This is a genomic window from Amycolatopsis sp. NPDC039088 (genome assembly GCF_055598845.1).
In genome coordinates this window covers 13,804-35,980 of the sequence record NZ_JBVKAE010000011.1, presented here as the reverse complement: position 1 = coordinate 35,980, position 22,177 = coordinate 13,804, and the positions used below count along the sequence as shown (strand labels likewise).

Here is a 22,177-nt window from a genome sequence, read left to right as displayed (position 1 = left end):
CGGTCCTTTCAGGAATTTGGGATTTCCTTGGAGAATGCACTTGTAGAACAGAATCTGCAAGTGCTGGAAAACGCCGTTCCGTCGCGCGGAATGGTCATCGATAATGCGCTGAAGGAAGAAGAGAATGGATTCCATCGAGGTACGGCCACTGACCGGTGCACTGGGAGCGGAAGTCCGGGGCGTCACACTCGCAGACGTCGACGATATCTCTTTCGGTAGGATAAAAGGGCTGCTGCTGGAGCATCTCGTACTGTTCTTTCCTGATGCCGCCGGACTCGCACCGGCCGAACACAAGGCGTTCGGCCGCCGTTTCGGCGACCTGGAGGTCCATCAATTCCTGCCGAAGCTGCCCGAACACGACGAAATCGTCGTGCTCGATTCCGATCTGGGTGCCAAGGCCGACGTCTGGCACACCGACGTCACCTATTCGCCGTCCCCGCCCATCGCCTCGATCCTGCAGATCGTGCGGTCGCCCGAAGTCGGCGGGGACACGATGTGGAGCAATCAGTACCTGGCCTACGAGGCGCTGTCCGAGCCGATCCGGGAGCTCGCCGACGGTCTCACCGCGCTCCACGTCTTCGAACATCCCAACGGGTCCTACCGCAGCGAGGCAGAGCATCCGGTCGTCCGGGTGCACCCGGAGACCGGCAGGCGATCTCTGTACGTCAACCGGATGTTCACCCGCCGCATCCCTCAGCTGACCCCTGCGGAGAGCGCAAGTCTGCTGGCTCATCTGTTCACCGTGTCGGAAAGTCCACAGCGAACGTGCCGGTACCGATGGACCGAGGGCGCTGTGGCGGTCTGGGACAACCGGGCCACCCAGCACTACGCCGTGAACGACTACACCGAACGCCGGGTCGGCCAACGGGTCACCGTGCTCGGCGACGAGCCCAAGGGGGACGGCGCGCGCTGGCCGCATCATCGGGTCACCGGGATGAGCGCGACGGCGGTCAAGGACTGAAACCGCCGCATTCCCGGAAAGGAACGGAGAACCACATGCGCGACGAGGACTTCACGGAGTGGTACTGGCGCGACCCGCACAGCGCTCTGGCGCACGCTCGCGAACACGCCCCTGTCCGCGAGGTGACTTTCGAGACCGGAACGACCTGGCTGGTCACCCGCTACGCCGATGTCCGCGCCGGACTGACCGATCCTCGGCTGGCGAAGGACTGGCGCGCGTCGTTGCCCGCCGAAGATCGCGCGGCTGCCCCGCCGGGGCTGCCCGCGCCGCTTTCGCACATGCTCACGTCGCTCGACCCGCCCGATCACACACGGCTGCGCAAACTGGTCAACCATGCGTTCACCACGCGTCGGGTGGCCAGGCTGCGCCCGAGAATCGAGTCACTCACCAACGCCCTGCTGTCCGAGCTGCCCACGGACGAGCCGGTCGATTTCGTGGCGCGCTTCGCGATCCCGTTGCCGATGGAGATCATTTGCGAACTGCTCGGCGTACCCGAACTCGATCAGGAGGATTTCGCCCACTGGTCGATGGTGCTGATGGACGAATGCCCCGAACCGCTGCTGCTGGAGGCTTCGACCCGGCTGGCGGAGTACCTGGAGAAGCTTGTCGCGGCCCGCCGGGACGAACCCGACGACGCCCTGCTCTCCGGGCTCATCGCCGCTTCGGAAGACGGCGACCGGATGTCCGACGTCGAGATCGTGGCGATGGCGATGGCGCTCCTGATCGCCGGCCACGAGACCAGTGCGGTGTTCATCACGAACAGCGTGCGCGCCCTGCTCGCCGACCCGGCGGCGCGGTCACGGCTGGCTTCGCCCGCGACCGCCGTACCCTTGATCGAGGAACTGCTGCGGTGGGTTTCGCCCGCCATCAACACCTCCCTGCGATTCGCCACCGAAGATCTCGACATCGGCGGCATCTCGATCCCGCGCGGCGCTTCCGTCACACTCTCGGTCGGCGCCGGGAACCGGGATCCGGACCGCTTTCCCGAACCGGAGCGACTCCGGCCGGACCGCGACACCACCGGGCATCTCGCCTTTGGGCACGGCATCCATCGGTGCCTCGGTTCGGCGCTCGTACGGCTTCAGGCCGAAGTCGTGCTGGCGGCGTTGTTCACCCGTTTTCCGCACGTCCGCGCCGCAACCGGCGAAGATGAGCTGACCTTTCGGCGAAGTGTGCATGTCCACGCGCCACTGACGTTCCCGGTGGTACTCGGGCCGCAGGATGGCGCAGGCCGACGATGAAGGAATTGGGACGTTGACTGTCCCGATTCCTTCACGGACGCGGGGGCACACCCTCCCCGCTCGACCCTCGCGGGCACGGCCGACCAGTGTCCCGCACCTTGAGACGAGAGCCGGCCACAGTGGGGTTAACCCTACGAGGAACGCGGGCTAGCACACCGACCGAGAGGGACAGACCCAGCGACTTCCCCGTCGCGCGGCGAGAAGCTTTGTCCACAAAGGGCAACGCGAGACGGGCGAGGTCAGCAAATGGTCACCATCGAGGACATCGTGCACACGCACGGCGCCGCTCTGCACTCCTACGCCACCCGCCTCACCGGTGGCGACCGGCACGCGGCAGAGGATGTCGTCCAAGAAACCTGGGTGCGGGCGTGGCGCAAGCTCGACCGCCTCACCGAGGACCGCGGCTCGGTACGCGGCTGGCTGATGCGGGTCGCGCACAACGTGGCCATGGACCAGCACCGCGCTCGTCGCGCCCGGCCCCGCGAGGTCAGCCTGCCGGAAGGGGGACTTGAGTCCACCGCCGTTCTGCGGTCGACCGACGAGGTCGAGGTGCGCATGATCGTCGGCAACATGCTCGACGAGCTGCTGCCACCGACGCACCGGGACACGCTCGTCGAAGTCTACTACGCCGATCAGACCGCCAAGTCCGCCGCCAAGGTGCTGGGGATTCCAGCCGGGACAGTGAAAAGCAGGCTGCACACCGCGCTGCGCACACTGCGGTCAACCGTTCCCGGCCAGTTGGAAGCGGCTTGAACCGTTCGGTCGAAAGGCGCCGGCTCGTGGAGGGGAACACCATGCGGGGGATATCCCTAAGCGCGGCGAGGGTCACCCCCCTTGTCCAGGACCAGCCGCAGGACAACGCTGGCATGATGCGCCGCCTCGCCCTCTGGTTGCACCGCCGACACGGCAGCTCGTTGCCCGGGGCGGTCCGGCCTCCCGACCACGCCACCGCGGTGCTGCGCTACGGCCTCGAGCAGGTTCTGCATGACGGCGCGGTCGTCGAGATCTCCACGCTCGCGCTGGATCTCGGGATGATCTCGGCCGCCGCGAGCGGCACCGGCCTGGAGCCGCGGCTCGCCGCCGCGCAGCGCCGGATCACGGACATCCTGGAGGCGCTGCGAGAGGTCGGGTCGGCGATCTACCCGCCGGTGCTGGCCAGCTCCGGTCTCGGCCCAGGACTGCACGCGGTCGCCGAGGCGAAAGGGCTGCGGCTGCGGCTCGACCTGCCGAGGTCCGAACTCGGTGCCGAGGCGAGGGCGAGGGCCGGCCTGCTCGTCGCCGACCACATCCACACGCTGCGACCCGGTAGCATCCTGCGTGTGCGTGTGCGAGGACGACGGCTCGTCCGGGTGACGATCATCGACCAGCCGCCAGGCGGCACGAAGTGGCACGGGCGCCGAGCGGTGCTGCGATGCGCGTAGCGGTCGGCGAGGACGGCGCGTTGTTCCGGGAAGGCCTTGTACTGCTGTTGCAGGCCGCGGGCCATGAGGTCACCGGCTTTTTCGACAACGGAGACGCGCTGGTCGCCGCGGTCGCCACCGACCCCGTCGACATCGTGATCTTGGACATCCGCATGCCACCCGGGCCCGACGGCGGACTGACCACCGCGGAGCGGGTGCGGACCCTGCACCCGGACACGGGCATCCTGATGCTGTCGCACTACGCGGAGACCCACTACCTCATGCGGGTACTTGAAATCGGATACGAGCGGATCGGTTATCGGCTCAAGGATCGCGTCGCGGGCGTGCAGGTGCTCGGTGACACGCTGGACAGGATCGCGGCCGGCGAGATCGTCATCGAGCCGGTACTCGCGCGGCGGCTGGTTCGCGGCGGCGCGAGCCAGGACGGCAGCCCGCTCGCCGCACTCTCCGAGCGCGAGGGTGAGGTGCTGCGGTTGATGGCGGAGGGCCGCGCGAACAACTCCATCGCCGGCGAGCTGTTCATCTCGGCCAAGGCCGTGGAAAAGAACGTCGCCGCGATCTTCACCAAGCTCGGCCTGCCCGGCGACGCGACCATGCACCACCGCCGCGTGCTCGCCGTACTGGCCTACCTGCAGGCTAGGCGGATCGACGGTTCGGGTAGCTGAGGGATGCGCGCGTTTCGCAGGCGGGCATCGAGGAGCAAACCGCCTTATCAGGTAGCCGCCGAGCATCCCCCGGCGCGATTGGCAGGTGCGCTGATCCGCAACCTCGCCGAGTATGTCGGCGGTCAAGTCGCCTATGTGGGACCCGGCGACCGCACCTTCGCGGTGATCGAGTCGTGGCCGCCGGGAGTCACCGTTGTCGCGGGCGCGATCGGTGTCGCGCAGGTACGCGCCGGCGGATCTGTCCATGTCATCTCGCCGGACCGCTGGGACGACGAGGCCCGTCGCCGGCATCGCGACACGGCGGCCTGGCTGAGCATGACCGTGCGAATGGCCCGCCTCCAGACCGAGCACGAGGTGGCGGATCTGCGGGCGCGCAGGCTGGGCAAGGAGCTCGACACCGCCCGCGACCGGCTGGCCGCGGTGCGAGACCTGGAACGCCATCGGCTGGCCAGCGCGGTCACCATGTCGACCTTGCGGGACCTCGGCGAGGTGCGGGGGTTGCTCCAGGTGGCCGCCGAGACGGGTGGCGGGCTGGCGAAGGCCGAGGACGCGCTCAACGAGCTGATCGACGACTTCCGCGTGGTCGTCCGGGGGGTGTTTCCCGCGATGCTGCCCGATTCGGGCCCGAGAGCCGCGTTGGAGGAGCTGGCCGCGACGTTACCGCGCGCGGTGTCCTTCACCGGTGAGCTGGGCATGCGAACCGGATGGCAGCTGGAGTCCGGCTTCTATCACGCCGTCGCCGCCACCCTGAGTCTCCTGGCGGGTGTGGACTCCGCTCGGCCGGTGACCGTGGCCTTCGGCCGAGACGAGGCGCTGCGGGCCAACCTCACCGCGCCCGGCGCACCGGACGTGAGCACCCTGCGGGCGGCGCTGGGCCAGGATATCGAACGCATCGCGGTGCTGGGCGGTGAGCTGACCTGCACGGTCGTGGACGGTGTCGCGCAGGTGACCGTGCGGCTGCCGGAGCGCAGCGAGCCGCTGATGTCGTTGCAGGCCGACCCGGTGGAACTGGAACGCTGTGCGACCTACCGGCAGGTGCGCGAGCTGGTCCGGCTGGGGCAGGAGGCCACCGAGGGCACAGCGGCCCGCGCGGCGTGGGACGCGGTGGCCGAGCGGTTGACCTTGGCGCCCAGGCTCGCCGTGGTCGGGCAGGTCCCTGACGTGGGAGAGGTAGCCGGTGCCGCCGTGCTGGTCGTCGACGCGCAACCAGACCGTGCGCTCGCGGAGGAGCTCGTAGCCGATGACCGGCTCGGGGGTGGCGTCGACGGCGTGCTGTGCGCCGTCGCGCCGACACCGGAGTTCCGCGCGGTGCTGCGGAACGCGAAGAACCGGGTGGTGCTGGCGGAGGTGGGGCCGTCGACGGTCACGTCGATGGCCGCGGTGCTCTCCGCCCGCGGTCCGGTGATCGCGGCGAGACGGGCGGTGGTGGCGATCTCCGAGCTGGTGGGGAGCCTGCCTGCCGGCCACCGGCTGCGGTGGGCGGTGGACCGGATGGCCGTCGACACGCACGAGTTCGCCGAGCTGGATCTGCTCGACGCCGTTCAGGGTGGTGGGCTGCTCCGCTGGGCGGCGGCCGAGGCCGCCCGCCTGCTGGGCGCGGACGGCGTCGGCGCCCGGAGCAGGCTGGGTATGCCCGCCGACGCCACGGACGCGACAGTCGCGGAGGCGGCCAGAGCCGCGGTCGGCCGCTGGCGAGCACACGCGGAACACCCGGCGGTCGGTGCCCGCGACCGGGCGGCCTGTGAACTCCTGATCCGGACGGCCGAACGCCTGATCACGTGAGCCGGTGTCCCCAGTGGCATTGGGGACGCTCAACGTGACCACTTAGTGTCCTGAGTTGGAAGTTTCGCGCTTCCACAGAGAACGGCCGGTGCTGCTGTGGTGCGTGCGACTGGAGACCAGGCTGAGGCTGGCTCACCGAAGTCGCCTACGTGGCCTAAGTGTCCATAAAGGACTCAGAACTTGGCCACATGTCCGCTTGTTCCGCGAGCGTCCGGTTTTGTAACGCTGTGAAGGCCTCCTTCCCTACCCTCAAGGTAGGGTCCCGGCAAAGTCGCAGAGTTGCTGGTCGGCGCTGTTCTTGGTGGTCCGGATGTGGCATCGCTGATGCCTGTGGGGTGCGAGTGTGGAGGGTTTGGGACGGTGAACGTCCCAAATCCTCCACACTCGAGGTACATCAGGTTCAGGGGCATGCCCCTGAAGTTCTGTTGATCAAGCTTCGCAACCGGGTGCGACCCTGTGTCTATGAAGGAATTGGGACATTCAACGTCCTAATTCCTTCATAGACGTCGGCCTGCGCCATGACGAAGAGGTCCCCGACCTGCACGATCCCGACTTTGCCGGGGCCCTGCCCTCAAGGTCAGGGTCCCGGCAAAGTCGCATAACTGCTGTTCGGCTCCATTGCTAGCGCGGGTCAAGGCGAACGTGTCGTGGCGTACCCGGCGGGAGCGGGTTCACGCAAAAGGGGCCTCACCTGGCTCCCGACTGTCCATGAGGGACACTTCTCGGGACCAATGTGCCCGATTTGGGCGAGTTGCGGGGTTTCGTGAGCGGGTCGTGAGTGATTTGGGTCGTTCTAATACTGCAACGGCAGTTTGGTGAGTGGGTAGCCGCGTCGTTTGTAGTGGCTGAGGCGGGCTTGGTGTTGTCGTCGGCGGCGGAAGTGTGACCAGTGCCAGATGTGTTCGGCGGTGTCGGTGACACGCAGGATGAGTTTGGCGAGCAGGCGTCGGATCTCCGGTAGCGTGAATCCGATCATGCCTGGTTCGCCGACACCGATTCCCCTTTTATGGCAAGGGATCGGGAGACGGCGAGCCAGGCGTGGGCGAGCATCGAGAGTGTGATGTGGGCATACCACGCGCGCCAGGTCCGGACCTGGTAGTGATCCAGCCCGGCCTCGTTTTTGGCTTGCTGGAAGCATTCCTCGATCCGCCACCGGGTGCCGGCGATCCAGGCCAGGTCCAGCAGGCCCGAGCGGCGGGGCCCGTAGCAGACGTAGTAGGCGATCTCGGTCGGGTCGCTGATCGAGCGCCGCGCGAGCAGCCAGTGCCCGCGACCTGCCCGCCAGCCGACCCGGATCGGGATCCGCGCCCAGTCGTACTCGCGTGGGCCGTGCGCGCCGGCCCCGACCGACAAACGTCGCCACGACCGGGCGGGCAGGTCCGCGATCAGCTCGTCCGCCCGGGCCTCGGCGCCGTCGGTGGTGCTCAGCAGGTCGTTGACCTTGGTGGCCAGCACATGCGCGGCGTCGTGTTCTTCCAGCCACGCCCGCAGGTACTTGACCTGCCCGTAGGCCTCGTCAGCGGTGATCCACGCGAACGGCACCTTCGCTTCGAACGCCCGTGTCAGCATCCCCATCGCCTGCCGCGGTTTCGTCTCGAACTCGGTTCCGTCCGGGATTCCGGCCCGCCGGGCGCGGTCCCGGTCGGCGATCCACGGCTCGGGCAGATACAGCGCCCGGTCGATCAACGCATGCCCACGATCGGAGGCATACGCCAGGAACGTGCCGATCTGACAGTTCTCGATCCGGCCCGCCGTCCCGGAGTACTGCCGCTGCACCCCCGCCGACCGGACACCTTTCTTCAGGAACCCGGTGTCGTCCACGATCAGCACACCATCCGGCTCGCCGAGATGCTCGATCACGTAATCGCGCACGTCGTCGCGGACTCCGTCGATGTCCCAGTCCGCCCAGCGCAAGAGCCGTTGCATGCCGTCCGGGGACATTTCGCCGGCTTGCTCGGCCAGCGTCCAGCCGTTCTTCCGCTCCAAGCCCGCGACCAGGCCCGACACATACTCCCGCGCCCTCGCCCGCGGCTCCGACCGCGTGAACCGACCCGCGATCCGATCATGCACCCGACCCAGCTGATCCATCACCACATCGACCACCACCACGATGATCTACCACACACCACCCAAGTGCCGTTGCAGTACTAACCCTCGTTAACACTCACGACCCCGCGCGGAAACGTATTTAGCGGCATCACTCGGACAGTCGATCGGCTGGCGGTGTCCCTTGTGGACACTGAAGCCCGACTGGCATCCAGAATCAGGCCTGCCCTACCCCGGCTCGACCTTGATCAACGGAAGATCGGGGACCTTGAGTGTCCCTGATCTTCCGTTGATCAAGCTCCGCCACTGGTGCGCGGCCCGTGACAGTGCAGGAATAGTCGCCTGACCTGCAAGATCGCGACTTTGCCGGGACCCTGCCCTCAAGGTAGGGCCCCGGCAAAGTCGCATAACTGCTGGTCCGTATCGCTCTTGGCGATCCGAAGGTCGTGCGTGGGCTGGCCGGCCGCACCCTGAGCGTCCACAAGGGACACCACTGCCGGACGCGATACCCGATGTGCGCACTTCGCGTGGGGGTCGTGTGTGTTTTGTGTCGTTAGAACGACACAAAACACTCACGACCCCGATCGACGAGTGCCGGAATCACCACCTTCAACCCACCTGACCAGCGATTACGCGACTTTGCCGGGCCCCTGCCCTCACAGTAAGGAAGGAGTCCTTCACGGACTTGACGACCACTCGGGAGGGACGCCCCTGACCTGTCCAAGAACTTAAGGCGCGAATTTCCAGTCCAGGACATTAGAGCGGCACGATTCCGTCGACCGTCGTTCCCGCGCCCGGGGTCGAGCGGACCTCGACCGTTCCGCCGACCGACGCCGCCCGAGCGGTCAGGCTCGGCAGGCCTGCCTTCGGGGTCGTCACCACGAAGCCGGGGCCGTTATCGGCGACCGTGAACTCCAGGCCCTGGTAGCTGTCCCGCACCGCCACCATCACCCTGGCGCCGGGCGCGTGCTTGCGAGCGTTGTTCACCGCTTCCAGTACGACGAAGTACACCGCGGACTCGACAGGTGCCGGGTAACGGCGGATCGAGCTCGCGCAGTCGAGCGTGACATTGTCGTACCGCGCCAACTGGGTGCGCAACGCCACTACCAGCCCGTCGGTCACCAGTGCGCCGGGCAGGATTCCGGCGGCGGTCTCCATCAGCACCCGTTCCGCGTTCTCCAGCTGCGCCACCAGCTCCCCGATCCGTGCCCGGCCCTGCCCCTCGCCGATCGCGTGCTCCGCCACCGCCAGCGACATGCGAAGCGCCACCAGATGGTGTTGCGCACCGTCGTGCAGATCGCGCTCCAGGCTCCGCCGTTCCTGCTCCATCTCAGCCGCCGCGCGCCAGCGCTCGTCCACGAGTTCACGGGCCGCCGCGTCCCCCTCTCGACGTAGCCGGTCGGTCTCCTCCCGCAGGTGCAACGCCGCCACCAGGGCTCCCAACATGGCCGACACCGCCGTCAGCGGGCCCGCTGACGGCGGTGTCAGCGCGAGAACGCCGCGTAGCTGTCCGTCGTAGGAAACCTCGTGTTCCAGCCAAGGACCGTCACCTCCACCCCACTGGAAGCGACGTTCCCCCATGACCAGCGCGCACCCCGTCGCACCCGCTGTTTCACCGATCACCCGGACCAGCTCGAAGGGGTCCGGTTCCTGTCCGTCTCGAGCGAGGAGACCGGTGATCGCCTCGGCGACGAGCTGCTCTCGAGTGCGCACGCCGGGACGTTAACCCGACCGCTGCCGGTTCCTCCAGCTGGGGCGCGGCACTGCCCGCCGGTGCCGGCTAGATCAGTCCGGCCCGGAGTGCGTGTGCGACCGCGTGCTGACGGCTGCGGAAGTTCGCTCGGGTGGTCAGCTGGTGAATGACGTTCTTGACCGTGCGTTCGGAGTAGCTGAGCGTGGTGGCGATGTCGGCGGTGAGCAGGCCGTCGGCCATCAGCTGCAACACGCGGATCTCTCTGGGGGTGAACTCCTGGGCCGCGCTCCGGGGGCTTGCCGGTTTCGGGCACACCCGGTCGGCCGGAATGCTGAACTCCGGCCGACCGGCTGCGCCGTCTGCCGCAGCCAGGATCGCCGAGACCAGCCGGGCCGTGCTCACCTCGGCCCGGGTCAGCAGCGCCGCGACCCCGGCCAGCTCACGAAGGTTCGTGCCGCTCACCGAGTCGGTCACCAAGATCTTGGGTATCCGCGGATTCACCGCACGCTTACGGCGGTGTCGCCCGTCGGCGGGACAGCACCGGTCGATCGCGACGACGAGGACCCCCTGGTCGTCCAGTTCGTCCGTCGAGACGAGGTGTATGTCGCTTCTGGACTCCAGTCTGCTGGTGAGTCCTGCTTCGGTGAACGCGTCCGTCGCGTCGATCGCGACCGAGACCGGTGTCATGGTGCTCCTGTTCAGATGGCGCCGGTTCGCATGGCGAAGGCCACGGCGTGTGCCCGGGTGGTGAGGCTGTGTCGTTTCATCACGGCGTAGAGCACGCTTTTGACGGTGCTGGCCGAATAGGCGAGTCGCTGGCCGATCTCGTCGGTGTTGTATCCCTCGGCCAGGAGCCGGAGCACGTCTCGTTCCTTGGCCGACAGGCCGGACAGGGTGAACCCATGGGGCTCGAGCACGTTCCGGGAGATCTGGTCCAGATGGGCCAGTAGCCTGCCCTGGATCCGGGGTGGCAGGTACGCCGCGCCCTCGTTCACCGCCAGCACCGTGCGCATCACGTCCTCACCATCGACACTGCCTCGCGGCAACATCGCGGCCATCCCGCTCTCGATCGCCGAGATCAGCAGCCCCGACCCCAACTGGTCGGTGACCAGCACACACCGCGGCGGCGACTCCGCCCCCGACCCGGCCCGCAGCTGCCGCACCAATCCCAGGACCTTTTCGTCGACACGCTCCTCCACCACCACGATCACCTCGGCCTGATCGGCCTCCTCCTCGTCCAGCAGGCGCACCCGCCCATCGCCAGCCAGCATGCTCGACGCCCCGCATGCCACCAGCGGATCCGACGCACACACCACCACCCGCACCGGCCCACCACGATCCTCGGCCCCAGCCACCGACATGTTCATCCCTCGCTCACGACGTCCAACACGACCCGAGTCCACGGTGATGCCTTGGTGGGCCCGCCGACGGGTGGCTGTCGTGGGCGGCACCGGCACAACCGGGGGATTCCGGAGCCGCCCGCTCGAGTTGCCGGGACTCCGGGGCGTTGCCATAACGCTCATAGCCTCCATGACCTTGCCACGGTTGGTCAGCCGTATCGGGTTCACTGGGCGCCGTAACGCGATCGGCGGGGGCGGGTCGTTGCCGAGGTGGCCGACCGTTGGAGCGCGGCGCTGACGATCTGGTGGATGTCCGTCAACTGCTGCGTGTCGCGCTCCAGGGAACGCAGCGTCTGTGTGACCACCCCGATCGCCAACCCGGAATGGGCCGCCCACAAAGGGGAATGTCGCTGGTTGAGGAACTCTTGTTTTGCCGGTGGTGCGCCCGGTTCACCGGACCGGGCGCACCCGCGTTGTGCTCTTTAACGCATAGTGGGCGCGTTCGAGTGCGTGCTATCGGTTGACTCACCGGTGGGCCATTCTGCCGGGCAGTGTGTGCCGGGGGCCGGTGTTCGGACGGTGAGCAGGTAGGCATCGATCGCTGCCCGGGCGCAGGTACTCAACAGGTAGGTGCCGTGTCCGGTGCCGTCGTAGGTGAGCAGGGTGGCGGTGGGCAGTTGGCTGGCGACATTCTGCGCCCACTGGTAGGGCGTGGCGACGTCACGCAGGCTGTTGGCCATCAGGATCGGCGGGGCGTGCGGCACGCGCAGCGGACGTTGCGGATTGTTCACCGCGCCGGACCAGCCGAGGCAGGCGAGGATATCACCATAGAATGGGGTCAACCGGGTGTGTGGTGCGACGGCTTCGGCTTGTGCCCGGTAAGTGCTCAGTGCCGCGTAGCTGTCGGCCTCGCTCCATTGCCAGTCACTGCACCAGATCGGCTGCGTGGTTTTGGCCAGGTCATCGTCCGGATTCGCCGACTGGGCCGACAGCGTCGTCGGGGTGCCCTCCGCGGCCGACTTGAGGAACTCTGCCAGGCCGGGCCACCTGACTGGGGTGTACATCGCCCATGAGGCCTCCTCGCGGAGGTGGCTGGGCGTGATCCAGCCCAGTTTGCCCGCGGTGGCCTTGGCATAGAGGTCGTCCCAGAAGACCAGCACGTCCCGGTCGTGCAAGACGCAGGACGTGGTGCGCTGACACCAGGCCGCGAAATCGGTGAAGGACTGCTCCAAGGCGAGGTTCTCCGGCACGAGGGTGTCCGCGACTCCCGCGCTGTGGTCCATAGTGGAGTCGAGGACCAGGGCACGCAGATGCGGACCGAACAATTCGGCGTACTGCTGGCCGACCTGGGTCCCGTAGGACTTGCCGTAGTAACTGATCGTATTCTCGCCGAGCAACTCGCGCAGCGCGTCCATGTCCCGCACCACACTGGTGGTGTCGACATGGTTGGCCAGTGCACCGTTGTGCTGTATACAACTCTGGGCGACCCTGTCATTGTGCGCGAGCACCTCACCGAAGTCCTTTTCGGACTGCGGTTGCCATGGCCACGTCTCGTTGAGCACACCGTCGTCGCATTTGAGCTGTGCACTGCGGGAAACGCCGCGCGGGTCGAAACCGATGATGTCGAAGTTGTCCGACAACGTCTGGGACAGCTCATGCCTTTCCGCGATGGCGAACGCGTAATCGACCCCGGACCCCCCTGGCCCGCCGGGATTGACCATGAGCACGCCCTTGCGCTGCTCGGGTTTCGCCGCCTTCGCACGAGCGACCGCGATCGGTACGGTCTGCCCGGCCGGATTCGCCCAGTCGATCGGCATGTGCACGGTCGCGCAGTCCAGGGCCGGGTGCTCGCCGCAGGGTCGCCAGTCGATTGACGATACCGGGCGGGCCACGCTCGACAACCCCGCGCCAGTGGCGCCCGCGCTACTGGTCCCGGCGAGAACAACCGTCAGCGCGCAGACCAGCGCTGTTGTGCCACGTAACAGCCTCATTGAATCATCTCCATCTGTCGGTGCCCGGTCTATCGGTACATCAATTCCTCGTGCCCGCGGATGGACCCGCCCCGCCCATCGAGGCTTGTTACGGTTATGAGAGCCGTTTTCGCGCGAGCTCGGCCGAGAAACATACAGAAATCAGTTTCCTGGTGGGACGGTCCCGATCTGGTCGGCGATAGCGGTGTGAACAGAGCTGGAGGAGGTCACGGTGCCGGGCTTGAGGCCCGCCCTGGTGAAATCCGCGCCGTCCGGTTTGAGCTGAGTCTGGCGTTCCCCGATGAATTCGCCGGTGGCGGGGTCGACGATGATTTCCATGCGGAAGGTGCCGTCAACGGGATCCACGCCCAGGGCGACGCCCGCGCGGCCGTCGAGGTTGGCCACCTGCTCGGTCACCTTGAGGCCGGGGATCTTGGCCACCGCGCGATAGATCGACTCCTTGAGATCGGCGGGCACGGTACCGGTCTTGAGCAGCTGTGACGCGAGGCCCAATACCCCGCCGAGCTTGGGTTTGTTCACCACCGAGAGATCGGCCGCCATGAGGTCGTACAGCTTCTGCGGGTCACGCGGTAACTCGGCCAGCTGCTGCTTGGTGGGTGCACCCCATTCGTCGTCGTACCGGGCGACGATGGCCATGGCCTTGCCGGGAAACTTTCCGCTCTTGGCGCGCCACTCACCGCTCGGCCAGAATGCGTTCAGATCAACACTTTGACCTCCGAGGAGCTGCTCGGTGCCGGTCTTGAGCGTTTGCTCGCTACCGACGAGCCATTTCTTGTTGCCCGTCGGCGCGGTTCTGAGCAACCATTGCCCACCGAAGTCGTTGGGTTGCCAGGTCTGGGTCAGCCTTTCCCCGTAGTAGGTGACCGGGATCCTGCTGTCGTTCCACAGCAGCCAGCTGCGGGTCGCGATATAGCGGAACTTGCCTGCGGGAATGGGAGTCTCGCCGGTGACATGGATCTTGTCGGCGGCGATGTTCAGAGCCTGCTGCACCGACACGAACTTCACCTCCGGCACGGACGCGGACGACTGGGCCGAGGGGTCACCGTGATCGGCTCCGGTGATCGCCACGGTCGCGCCGGCGGCGACGACCACTGCCGCGGTGGCCGCCACAAGCCATGTCCTGTGCTTGGCTCGCGGCGGATCGATCGCGACGGCAGGCTCGGTGCGCCACATGGTCGGTCCAGTCGAACCGGTGCCGCCTGTCCTGCCCATGGCTGCCAACAACCGCGTCCGGTTCACGTGGAAAGACTCCTCCGTCATCGGAGGCACCTCGGGCATGACGTGCCGGTCGATCGCCTCGTCCTCTACGGGCCGGGGCCCGCCCTGCTTACGCATCGTTGTTCTCCTCACGGTTGGGTCGCTGGCAGGGGTCAGTCATGCGTTCGCGGACTTTCGCCCTGGCCCTGTGCAACCGGGAACGCACCGTGGCTGCGGGAATACCCAGCACTTCAGCGATTTCGGTGGGGTGCAGGTCGGCCCACGCGACGAGGAGCAGGACATCCCGCTCCTCGTCGCGCAGCCCTGCGACAGTGGTGGCCAACTCCTTGGCCACCACCTGCGCGTCGACCATGACCGCGGTGCGGTCACCGATGTCCTCTGTCAAGGACCGTTGCCCGTGATCGCGTGCCCAGGCCCCTAACCGGCGGACCTCGTTCCGGGCGTGCCTGCGCAGCAGGTTCGTGGCGATGCCATACAGCCAGGCCTTGGCAACCGCCCGCTCCGGATCGAAGGACGCCCTCTGTTCCCACAGGACCAGAAACGCCTCACCGACCAAGTCGTCGGCCGTCTGTGGACCCGCCCTGCGGGCCAGATACCGATGCAGGTCGCGGGCATGGGAGTCATACAGCTCTATCAGAGCATCCTCGCCGAGCAGGCTGCTCACCTCCGGCGCAGTATCGGTTTGCACGGCGCTACTTGCCCGCAACCGTCTTCAGCGTTCCGCCGTGAAGGTCGACACGTAGGCGTCAGTGTCGAACGTCACTGGCCGGCAGTACCTCGGTCGATATATCAGCCACCGCTGCCGGTGTCTGGTGGACGGCCGCACTGTTTGCTGGGGTCGCATCTCTGGGTGGTCCTGGCTGGGAAGCGGCATGATTCGCTCGCGTTGAGCGGCGTGGGATCCGCGCGACCATTCCGGAACCTGCTGACCAGATCCGTCATCGGCAGGCGCGCGGGAAGGCGGGTGGGTGTCCACCCGCCTTCGATCGTGAACGGGACAAGCAGCGCAATGTCGTGGAGCGCTGCGACAACAAGCTCAAGAGTTCCGCGCGGTCGCCACCCGCTACGACAAACGCGAGTACATGTTCCAGGCCACCGTCGATGTCGCCTCGATCCGCATCTGGCTCAAAGACCCAAACCAAGATTCACCAGACACGCCCTGGTCGTTTCAGAACTTGACCCACAGTTGGGTCGTATTGCCCGCGACCCGGCAATCGACGGGTTTGCCGGGGTAGCTTTGCCGGCCTTCCGATTCGCAGACGAGCCTGACGTACCTGTTGGTTCCCTGGTACCACTTGATGTAGACCCAAGTTGCCTGGGTGGACACTTCGTGTGTGCCGGTGTCGGCCGATGCGGTCAGCCCGGGTGCCAGAGCTACTGCTCCGGACAGCGCGATGGCAATACCGAAGCTGGTCACAAGTTTGCGAAGCATTTCGGGTTCCTCGATTCTTGAGCGTGCGCGAAATTCGTGCTGCGCGCGCACGCTAACAAGCTGAGCCGTGGAGCAGGGCGATCCAGGTCCGATCGGTCGACAATCTCGGCCGTCAAGGCAAGAGTCGTCAGCGATGGAATGCTCCTCTTTCGATCGCGGTGACGATCTGCCGGAACATGCGCGGGAGGAGCAGCCGTCGATCCTGGCCACGTCGACGAGTTCGGTGAGTTGCCGCGGCGAGTGGCCGATCGTCGCCCTGAGGTGGCCGATCGACCGGTTGGCCCGGACTCGGCGGTCTGCCACCATGAGCCGCATGTCGATCAAGAAACTCGCCGGGCCGGTACTTGTCGGCCTGCTGCTCGTACCGCTATTGCCGGGAACAGCAACGGCTGCGGACGGCCTGTCTTGGCAGCCATGCCGAACCATCGCGGACGGTTGGCCCGCGGAGGACCAGCGCACCGAATGCGCCATGATCACGGTGCCGGTCGACTACGCGAAACCGGACGGGCGCACATTCGAGCTGGCGGTGAGCCGGATCAAGGCCACCGGCAGCCGGGACGGGGTCATCCTGGTCAACCCGGGCGGCCCCGGCGTGTACGGCATGAGCATGCCGCGGGAACTGCTGGCCACGAAGGCCGCGGGTCTCGGCGCGCACCACGACATCATCGGCTTCGCCCCGCGCGGAGTCGGCTACAGCGCCGGGCTGTCCTGCCCGCAGGACAGCACGCCGCCGGATCCTTCCTTGTCCGACAAGGAAAAAGCCCGCTTCGAGTCCGAACGCGACGCCCGGCACTACCAGGATTGCGTGGCGCGGGACCCGGAGTTCATGGCGAATCTGACCACCGCGAACGTCGCCCGCGACATGGACCGGATCCGGCAGGCGCTCGGCGAGGACAAGATCGGCTACTACGGGGTTTCCTGGGGCTCCGCGCTGGGCGCCCAATACCGCACGCTATTCGACGACCGCGTCGCCGCGATGCTGCTCGACTCCGTCGTGCCGTCCACCTTCGACCTCACCGCGGTCGACCACGACCAGATGACGGCGCAGGAGAACTCGTTCCATGACTTCGCCGGCTGGCTGGCAGCCAACGACCGCGTCTACCACTTCGGCGCCACGAAGGAGGCGGTCATCAAGGCCCTGCTGGACCTGCGGGCGCAGGCCCCCGACCGGAACACGGTCGACAGCCTGCTCCTCGGAGCCCGCCGCAAATGGCCGAACTCGGCCCAGCAACTGGTGAAACTCCGCTCCGGCGGCAACGTGCCCAGTGCGGCTGGGCCCGCCCGCACCGGCTTCGACTGGCACGATCCGAACCCGACGTTCAACGTGGACCAGCAGAATGCGTTGATCTGCAACGAATCGAGCGGCACCCGCGACTTCGAAACGCGCTGGCGCAACCACCTCGCGTTGTCCGCCGAACTCCCGGTCGCGGGAAGCCACGGCTCCTACGACGGCCACTGCGCCGGCTGGCCGTTCCCCGCCACCACGTGGCAATTCAAGCCGGGTAAGAGCCCACTGCAGCTCGTGGGTCACGCCTACGAGTCGGTCACGCCGCTGTCGTGGGCCCACGACATGCGTGCCCGCATCGGCGGCTCGCTCCTCACCGTCGAGGACGACATGCACGGCTCACTGTCAATCCTGCCGTGCGCCTCGAAAGCAGTCGAGTTCTTCGACACGGGCAAGACCTCCGACGCCATCTGCCCAGGTGTTCCGATCCCCCCGGCGTCCTAGCTAGCCCGTCAGGGGAAGATGCGAGCTATGTCGAGCCATTTCCGCGCGTCCTCGCCGACACGATCGACACCATGCTCGACCGCCTGCGCACGAGTTTCCAAGCGCAGCAACGCTTCGCCGCCAACGCGTCGCACGAGTTGCGCACCCCGCTGACGACCATGCGCACCATGCTGCAGGTTGTTCAGGCAGCTCGATTCGCAGATCTGGTGGTGAATCGCGACCTGGATCCGCGGCAAGCACAATCGCATCAGCTGGAAGGACCTTCGGCGCCGGTTTTGGGATCGGGGGTTGGAGATTCGCCTGCAACGGGGTTGTGTTCACTGGCGCTGCCAGTGTTTCGGTGACCCGTTATCGCTGTCGCAGTCACGCTATCCGGACCCATTGGACCCCGACGCTGGCAACTCAGGTGAGCTGACCAGCGGGAAACAGCACGTGGAGAGCCCGTTGCGGGGCCAACTCGCACGGCGGCTTATTTTGAGAGGTAAGTCAAACGTGGCGTGATCGGCTCGCTGCCCGTGAAGGCCTCTTCCCTACCTCAAGGTCAGGGCCCCGGCAAAGTCGGGGAGCTGCTGTTCAGTGCTGCTCTTGACGTGTCGGTGCGGCTCTGTCGCGGGTCCGGTGTCTCCACTGTGGCATCGGAGACGTTGAGTGATGCTGTTGGTTTATTCGGGTTCGGGCGGTTTCGCGTGATCAGACGGAGGACACGCGTGATCAGACGGAGGACACGCGTGTCTGGACGGACGGCACGCGTGCAGCCGGGTTCCGCCGCGTGTCGTCTGTCTGGACACAGGTGTCCTCCGTCTGATCACGCGTGTCGTCCCTTCAAGCACACGAGATCGCCATCCGATCACGCAGGTCCTCCCTCAGAGCACGCGACGACCAGGGGATCCTGCGCTCAACACGAATAAACCAACAGCATCACTGCCCCCACACCCTTTGAACCTCAGTGCCGTCGTGGTATCGATTTCGGAATTACTCGTCTAGGCCTGTCCGCGCAGGACCTCGGCGAGGTCGGTGCGGGCATATGCGTCGAGCTTGCCGAGCACGCGGGTGACATGGGCCTGCACGGTGCGCCGTGGCAGGGACAGCTCGGCCGCGATGTCCGGGTTGGACCGTCCCTGCGCGACGAGCATCGTGACCCGCCGCTCCACGGCGGACAGCGAGTCCCAGCCCGCGCCAGGGCGGGAGGCGACCTGGGCGGCCGTCACACCGAGCGGCCGGAGCCGCTCGGTGGCGCGGTGGATGTCCCAGTGTGCGACCAGCTCGGTGAAGATACCGATCGCCTCGCCCAGCGCCGCCTCGGCCTCGCCGGCGCGGCCCGCGCGGGCGAGCAGTACCGCGGCGTCCTCGAGCGCCTCGGCGCGTTCGACGACGCGGCCGACGTCGGCGTAGTGCCCCGCGGCCTCGATCGCGGGGCCGGGCTCACCGGTCAGCAGCGCCTGGCAGCGCAGCAGTGCGGCGTAGGCCCTCGCGGGTACGGTCTCCTTGGCCGCCTCCTCTTTGCACACGGCGAGTGCCTGGCCGGCCCTGTCCTGGTCTCCCACATCGAGTGCGAGGCGGGTGAACCCCGGCAGCCACTGGTGTCGCAGCATCATCGCGGCGTAGGTGGGGTTGAGGATGGGCGCGAACAGCTCCAGCGCCTGCTCGGGTTCGCCGCGCTGCTCGGCGGCGAGCGCCTGAGCGGCGAGCAGGAAGTCGACGCTCTCCCGTTCCGCTCCCGTCACGGGCGCGTGCGCCTCCGCGGCGTCGAGGTGGCCCGCCGCCTCGCCGCGGTCGTTCCTGCGCCCCGCGATCAGCGCCGCGACGCCGTGCATCAGCAGCGTCCCCGGCCCGATCTCGCGCAGGCCGAAGAACGTGATGGCGGGACCGTCCTCGGTCACCGTGTCCAGTTCGGCGAGCGACTCGTCCCAGCCGCCGTCCCAGTAGTGGTGCACGGCGGTCGGCACCTGGAGTCCGCCGGGTAGGGAGAACCGCGCCGCGACGTCGTGTGCCTCGTGCAGGGTCTTCTCCGCGTCGCGGAGCCGGTCGAGGTTTTGCAGCGTGAACATCCGGTTGTCGAGCAGGTCGACGCGCAGGTCCGCGAACGCGGCGTGGTCACCGATGACGGCGATCGCCTCGTCGATGTGCTCCAGCGCCGAGTCGTGCCGCCGCCGGATGGAGTCCAGCAGCCACCGGGTTTGCAGGGCGTGCGCCACCGAATACGGCTCTCCGTCGGCGAGCTCGCGCGCCCGCCGCGCCGCCGCCTCCGCGGTGTCGAGGTCGGACAGGTCCCCCCGGCGGAAGTTCGCGAGCAGATGCTTGTGACGGACCCGCCAGATCTCGGGGACGTCGGGGTCGTCGTCGGCGGTGGCGATCGTCGCGATCCCCTGATCGTTCCGGCCGAGCCGGTACTGCATGGCGGCGAGCAACTGGCGCATCTCGGACCGGCGATAGCCGTCGCCGATTGTCTCGAGTGCCTGCTTGGCCAGCTCCTCAGGCATGCGGTCCAAGCGGAACTGGATCTTGACCAGCGCCCACAGGAGCACGTCGTAGTGCTCCTCGCCGGGTGCGCAGCCCGCGACCGCGCGCTCCAGCAGGTCGGCGGCGATGAGCGGGGCGCGGTTGGACACCACCTGCGTATGCCCGGCAAGCCAGCGCCGCACCCACCCGTCGATGGGTACTGGCGCGGCGACGAGCTGTTCGGCGACCCGCCACGGCGGCGCACCCGCGGAGGCGATCGCCTCCGCGGTCACGCGGTGCAGCCCGGTCCGCTCCGGTCCGGGGATGCCCTCGTAGACGGCCTGGCGCAGCAAGGGATGCCGGAACGCGAACCGGGAGCCCGCGTCGACGACGACCTTGGCGGTGACCGCGTCCTCGAACGCGCTCACCAGCGCGGGCATGCGCTTGCCGGTGATGGCGGCGATGTCGGCGACGGAGAACTCCGTGCCGAGCACCGCGGCGTGGCGCACCACGTCCCGTGCCCCCGCCACCAGCCCGTCGAGACGCCGCGCGATGGCGGAGATGAGCGAGCTGGGCGCGTCGGCGGTGTCCTCGGCGGCGATGTCGGCGACTCCCATGCTGGTCCGGACCGCTCCGGAGCGCACGAGCGCGTCGACGATTTCGATGAGGTACAGGGGGTTTCCCGCCGCCCGCACGGCGAGCTCCCGTAGCGAGTCGCCTGCTCGCGCGCCCACGAGCGCGGTGACGAGCTGTTCGGCGTCGGCGCTCGTGATCGGGGCGAGTACGAGCACCTCGCCGCCGCGGTTCGCCACGCCGCGCCGTAGCTGGTCCAACTCGGCGCGGCCGGAAGCGGGGCGGGCCGCCGCGACGAGCAGCAGCGGCAGCTGCCGGGCCGCCGCGCACAGCCGGTGCCACACGAGGACGCTGGCCTCGTCCGCCCACTGGATGTCGTCGAGTACGAGTGTCAGGGGTGCCCGTGCGCACAGTTCGTCGACGTGGGTCAGTAGCCGGTCGACGCCGAGCGCCACGATGTCGTGCCAGCGGCTGGACGGCTCGGAGCCCTGGTCGTGGTCGATGCCGAGACAATCCTGGATGACCCGCAGCGGCACGCGCGGCGCCAACTCGTCGGCGGCGGCCCAGCCGAGCTGGCAGCCCTGCGCCTGGGCGTCGGCCAGTGCCTCCTTCATCAGCTCCGACTTCCCGATGCCCGCCTCGCCCTCGATCCACACGACGCGCCCGCGCCCGGTCAGGACATCCGACACCGCGTCCCGCAGCAGGGTCCGCTCGCGTTCGCGGCCGACGAACGAGCCGTGCGCGCCATCGTGCGGCGTGCTCACTACTCCAGCGGGAAGCACGGACAGCAGTGGTTTCTCCGCAGGCGCGTCGGAATCGCCGGGTCCGGCGGCGAGGATCTGCTCGTGCCGTCGCCGCAGCGCCTCGCCTGGCTCCACGCCGAGCTCTTCGACGAGCGCGCGTCGCGCGTCGCGGAAGGCCTCCAGCGCTTCGGCGTGCCTGCCACTGCGGTACAGCGCGATCATGAGGTACTCGCGCAGCGACTCCCGCAGAGGGTGCTTCCGCACCAGCACGGTCAGCTCGGCCGCGAGCTCGATATGCCCGCCCGTGGCGAGGACCGCCGCGGCACGCCGTTCGAGTGTCTCCAGCTTTGCCCGGTTCAGCCGATCGCGTTCGGCTTCGGCGAGCGGTCCCGGCACCCCCGACAGCGGTTCGCCGTGCCATCGGGCGAGCGCGGCGTCGAGCGAGGCCAGCACCTCACGCTCGGCCGGGCTCGCCAGGGGCGCGTCGAGACCGGCCACCCCCGCCGCCGTGGAGGACGGCGTGGGCACGGCGCGGAGACGGTCGAACTCGGCCACGTCGAGCGCGCCGCGCGGCAGCCGCAGCGAGTACCCGTGGCCCTCGGAGACCAGAAGTCGCCGCTGGCGACCGAGGCGGCGGCGCAACCCGGAGATATAGGTGTACACGCTGCCCTCGGCCGACTGCGGGGGCGCGTCACCCCAGACTGCCGCGATGAGTTCGCGCCGCGACACCACCGCGTTCGCGCGCAGGGCGAGCGCGGCGAAGACGGCGCGCTGCCGCGCGGGTCCGAGGTCGAGCTCCTCGGTGCCGTGCCACGCGCGAGGCGGGCCGAGCAGTTCGACGCGCAGACCGGTGTCGCTCGGTACGGTGTCGTCCGGCAAGGCGCGTACCCCCGATGACATGGC

The 22,177-nt window shown here is 67.8% G+C and carries 16 protein-coding genes and 1 pseudogene; 8 read left to right on the top strand and 9 right to left on the bottom strand.

Annotated features, from left to right (window positions below):
- Nucleotides 1-124: 124 nt before the first annotated feature.
- From ACZ7KI_RS16165 to ACZ7KI_RS16140, 6 genes are all read left to right on the top strand, one after another.
- On the top strand, nucleotides 125-961 hold the full coding sequence (locus ACZ7KI_RS16165) for a TauD/TfdA dioxygenase family protein (RefSeq protein WP_470273904.1): 837 nt from the start codon (nucleotides 125-127) through the stop codon (nucleotides 959-961).
- 35 nt (nucleotides 962-996) lie between these two features.
- Complete coding sequence (locus ACZ7KI_RS16160) at nucleotides 997-2,202, top strand: cytochrome P450 family protein (protein WP_470273903.1); 1,206 nt, start codon at nucleotides 997-999, stop codon at nucleotides 2,200-2,202.
- Nucleotides 2,203-2,448: 246 nt separating this feature from the next.
- Entirely contained in the window at nucleotides 2,449-2,955 is a 507-nt protein-coding gene (locus tag ACZ7KI_RS16155; protein WP_470273902.1) for a sigma-70 family RNA polymerase sigma factor, read from the top strand.
- A gap of 113 nt (nucleotides 2,956-3,068) precedes the next feature.
- Nucleotides 3,069-3,623: a hypothetical protein gene (locus ACZ7KI_RS16150; RefSeq protein ID WP_470273901.1), complete on the top strand. Its 555-nt coding sequence runs from the start codon at nucleotides 3,069-3,071 to the stop codon at nucleotides 3,621-3,623.
- Entirely contained in the window at nucleotides 3,614-4,288 is a 675-nt protein-coding gene (locus ACZ7KI_RS16145) for a response regulator (protein WP_470273900.1), read from the top strand. The genes ACZ7KI_RS16150 and ACZ7KI_RS16145 overlap by 10 nt, the downstream gene beginning before the upstream one ends.
- 78 nt (nucleotides 4,289-4,366) lie before the next feature.
- On the top strand, nucleotides 4,367-6,070 hold the full coding sequence (locus ACZ7KI_RS16140) for a hypothetical protein (protein ID WP_470273899.1): 1,704 nt from the start codon (nucleotides 4,367-4,369) through the stop codon (nucleotides 6,068-6,070).
- Nucleotides 6,071-7,042: 972 nt separating this feature from the next.
- Here ACZ7KI_RS16140 and ACZ7KI_RS16135 read toward each other — a convergent pair.
- The 8 genes from ACZ7KI_RS16135 to ACZ7KI_RS16100 all read right to left on the bottom strand — a co-directional run bounded on the left by ACZ7KI_RS16135 (nucleotide 7,043) and on the right by ACZ7KI_RS16100 (nucleotide 15,841).
- A complete protein-coding gene (locus ACZ7KI_RS16135) occupies nucleotides 7,043-8,176 on the bottom strand; it encodes an IS701 family transposase (RefSeq protein WP_470274078.1) in 1,134 nt (377 codons plus the stop codon).
- Nucleotides 8,177-8,872: 696 nt separating this feature from the next.
- Nucleotides 8,873-9,829, bottom strand: coding sequence for a sensor histidine kinase (locus ACZ7KI_RS16130; protein ID WP_470273898.1), 957 nt, complete (start codon nucleotides 9,827-9,829; stop codon nucleotides 8,873-8,875).
- Between the two features lie 67 nt (nucleotides 9,830-9,896).
- On the bottom strand, nucleotides 9,897-10,496 hold the full coding sequence (locus tag ACZ7KI_RS16125; RefSeq protein ID WP_470273897.1) for a helix-turn-helix transcriptional regulator: 600 nt from the start codon (nucleotides 10,494-10,496) through the stop codon (nucleotides 9,897-9,899).
- 11 nt (nucleotides 10,497-10,507) lie between these two features.
- Nucleotides 10,508-11,170, bottom strand: coding sequence for a helix-turn-helix transcriptional regulator (locus ACZ7KI_RS16120; RefSeq protein ID WP_470273896.1), 663 nt, complete (start codon nucleotides 11,168-11,170; stop codon nucleotides 10,508-10,510).
- Nucleotides 11,171-11,631: 461 nt separating this feature from the next.
- Nucleotides 11,632-13,140, bottom strand: coding sequence for an alpha/beta hydrolase (locus tag ACZ7KI_RS16115; RefSeq protein ID WP_470273895.1), 1,509 nt, complete (start codon nucleotides 13,138-13,140; stop codon nucleotides 11,632-11,634).
- 141 nt (nucleotides 13,141-13,281) lie between these two features.
- Nucleotides 13,282-14,475, bottom strand: a complete 1,194-nt coding sequence (locus tag ACZ7KI_RS16110; protein ID WP_470273894.1) for a CU044_5270 family protein — start codon at nucleotides 14,473-14,475, stop codon at nucleotides 13,282-13,284.
- Nucleotides 14,468-15,022, bottom strand: a complete 555-nt coding sequence (locus tag ACZ7KI_RS16105) for an RNA polymerase sigma factor (RefSeq protein WP_470273893.1) — start codon at nucleotides 15,020-15,022, stop codon at nucleotides 14,468-14,470. Before ACZ7KI_RS16105 ends, ACZ7KI_RS16110 begins: the two co-directional genes overlap by 8 nt.
- Before the next feature lie 504 nt (nucleotides 15,023-15,526).
- Nucleotides 15,527-15,841 (bottom strand): hypothetical protein, encoded by a 315-nt coding sequence (locus ACZ7KI_RS16100; protein ID WP_470273892.1) that lies wholly within the window; start codon nucleotides 15,839-15,841, stop codon nucleotides 15,527-15,529.
- Nucleotides 15,842-16,103: 262 nt separating this feature from the next.
- Between ACZ7KI_RS16100 and ACZ7KI_RS16095 the strand changes: the two genes are divergently transcribed.
- Entirely contained in the window at nucleotides 16,104-17,519 is a 1,416-nt protein-coding gene (locus ACZ7KI_RS16095) for an alpha/beta fold hydrolase (RefSeq protein WP_470273891.1), read from the top strand.
- A 50-nt stretch (nucleotides 17,520-17,569) separates the two neighbouring features.
- Nucleotides 17,570-17,863 (top strand): annotated as a pseudogene (locus tag ACZ7KI_RS16090) (histidine kinase dimerization/phospho-acceptor domain-containing protein); the annotation flags it as partial.
- Nucleotides 17,864-18,499: 636 nt separating this feature from the next.
- On the opposite strand, the gene ACZ7KI_RS16085 reads toward ACZ7KI_RS16090, so the two are convergent.
- Nucleotides 18,500-22,174, bottom strand: a complete 3,675-nt coding sequence (locus ACZ7KI_RS16085) for a BREX system ATP-binding domain-containing protein (RefSeq protein WP_470273890.1) — start codon at nucleotides 22,172-22,174, stop codon at nucleotides 18,500-18,502.
- Between the last annotated feature and the right edge of the window lie 3 nt (nucleotides 22,175-22,177).

What these genes read in the sequence shown, in the direction of transcription:
- ACZ7KI_RS16165 (WP_470273904.1), top strand. Translation starts at nt 125, where the DNA reads ATGGATTCCATCGAGGTACGGCCACTGACCGGTGCACTGGGAGCGGAA.
- ACZ7KI_RS16160 (WP_470273903.1), top strand. Translation starts at nt 997, where the DNA reads ATGCGCGACGAGGACTTCACGGAGTGGTACTGGCGCGACCCGCACAGC.
- ACZ7KI_RS16155 (WP_470273902.1), top strand. Translation starts at nt 2,449, where the DNA reads ATGGTCACCATCGAGGACATCGTGCACACGCACGGCGCCGCTCTGCAC.
- ACZ7KI_RS16150 (WP_470273901.1), top strand. Translation starts at nt 3,069, where the DNA reads ATGATGCGCCGCCTCGCCCTCTGGTTGCACCGCCGACACGGCAGCTCG.
- ACZ7KI_RS16145 (WP_470273900.1), top strand. Translation starts at nt 3,614, where the DNA reads ATGCGCGTAGCGGTCGGCGAGGACGGCGCGTTGTTCCGGGAAGGCCTT.
- ACZ7KI_RS16125 (WP_470273897.1), bottom strand. Translation starts at nt 10,496, where the DNA reads ATGACACCGGTCTCGGTCGCGATCGACGCGACGGACGCGTTCACCGAA.
- ACZ7KI_RS16120 (WP_470273896.1), bottom strand. Translation starts at nt 11,170, where the DNA reads ATGTCGGTGGCTGGGGCCGAGGATCGTGGTGGGCCGGTGCGGGTGGTG.
- ACZ7KI_RS16115 (WP_470273895.1), bottom strand. Translation starts at nt 13,140, where the DNA reads ATGAGGCTGTTACGTGGCACAACAGCGCTGGTCTGCGCGCTGACGGTT.
- ACZ7KI_RS16110 (WP_470273894.1), bottom strand. Translation starts at nt 14,475, where the DNA reads ATGCGTAAGCAGGGCGGGCCCCGGCCCGTAGAGGACGAGGCGATCGAC.
- ACZ7KI_RS16095 (WP_470273891.1), top strand. Translation starts at nt 16,104, where the DNA reads ATGTCGATCAAGAAACTCGCCGGGCCGGTACTTGTCGGCCTGCTGCTC.
- ACZ7KI_RS16085 (WP_470273890.1), bottom strand. Translation starts at nt 22,174, where the DNA reads ATGTCATCGGGGGTACGCGCCTTGCCGGACGACACCGTACCGAGCGAC.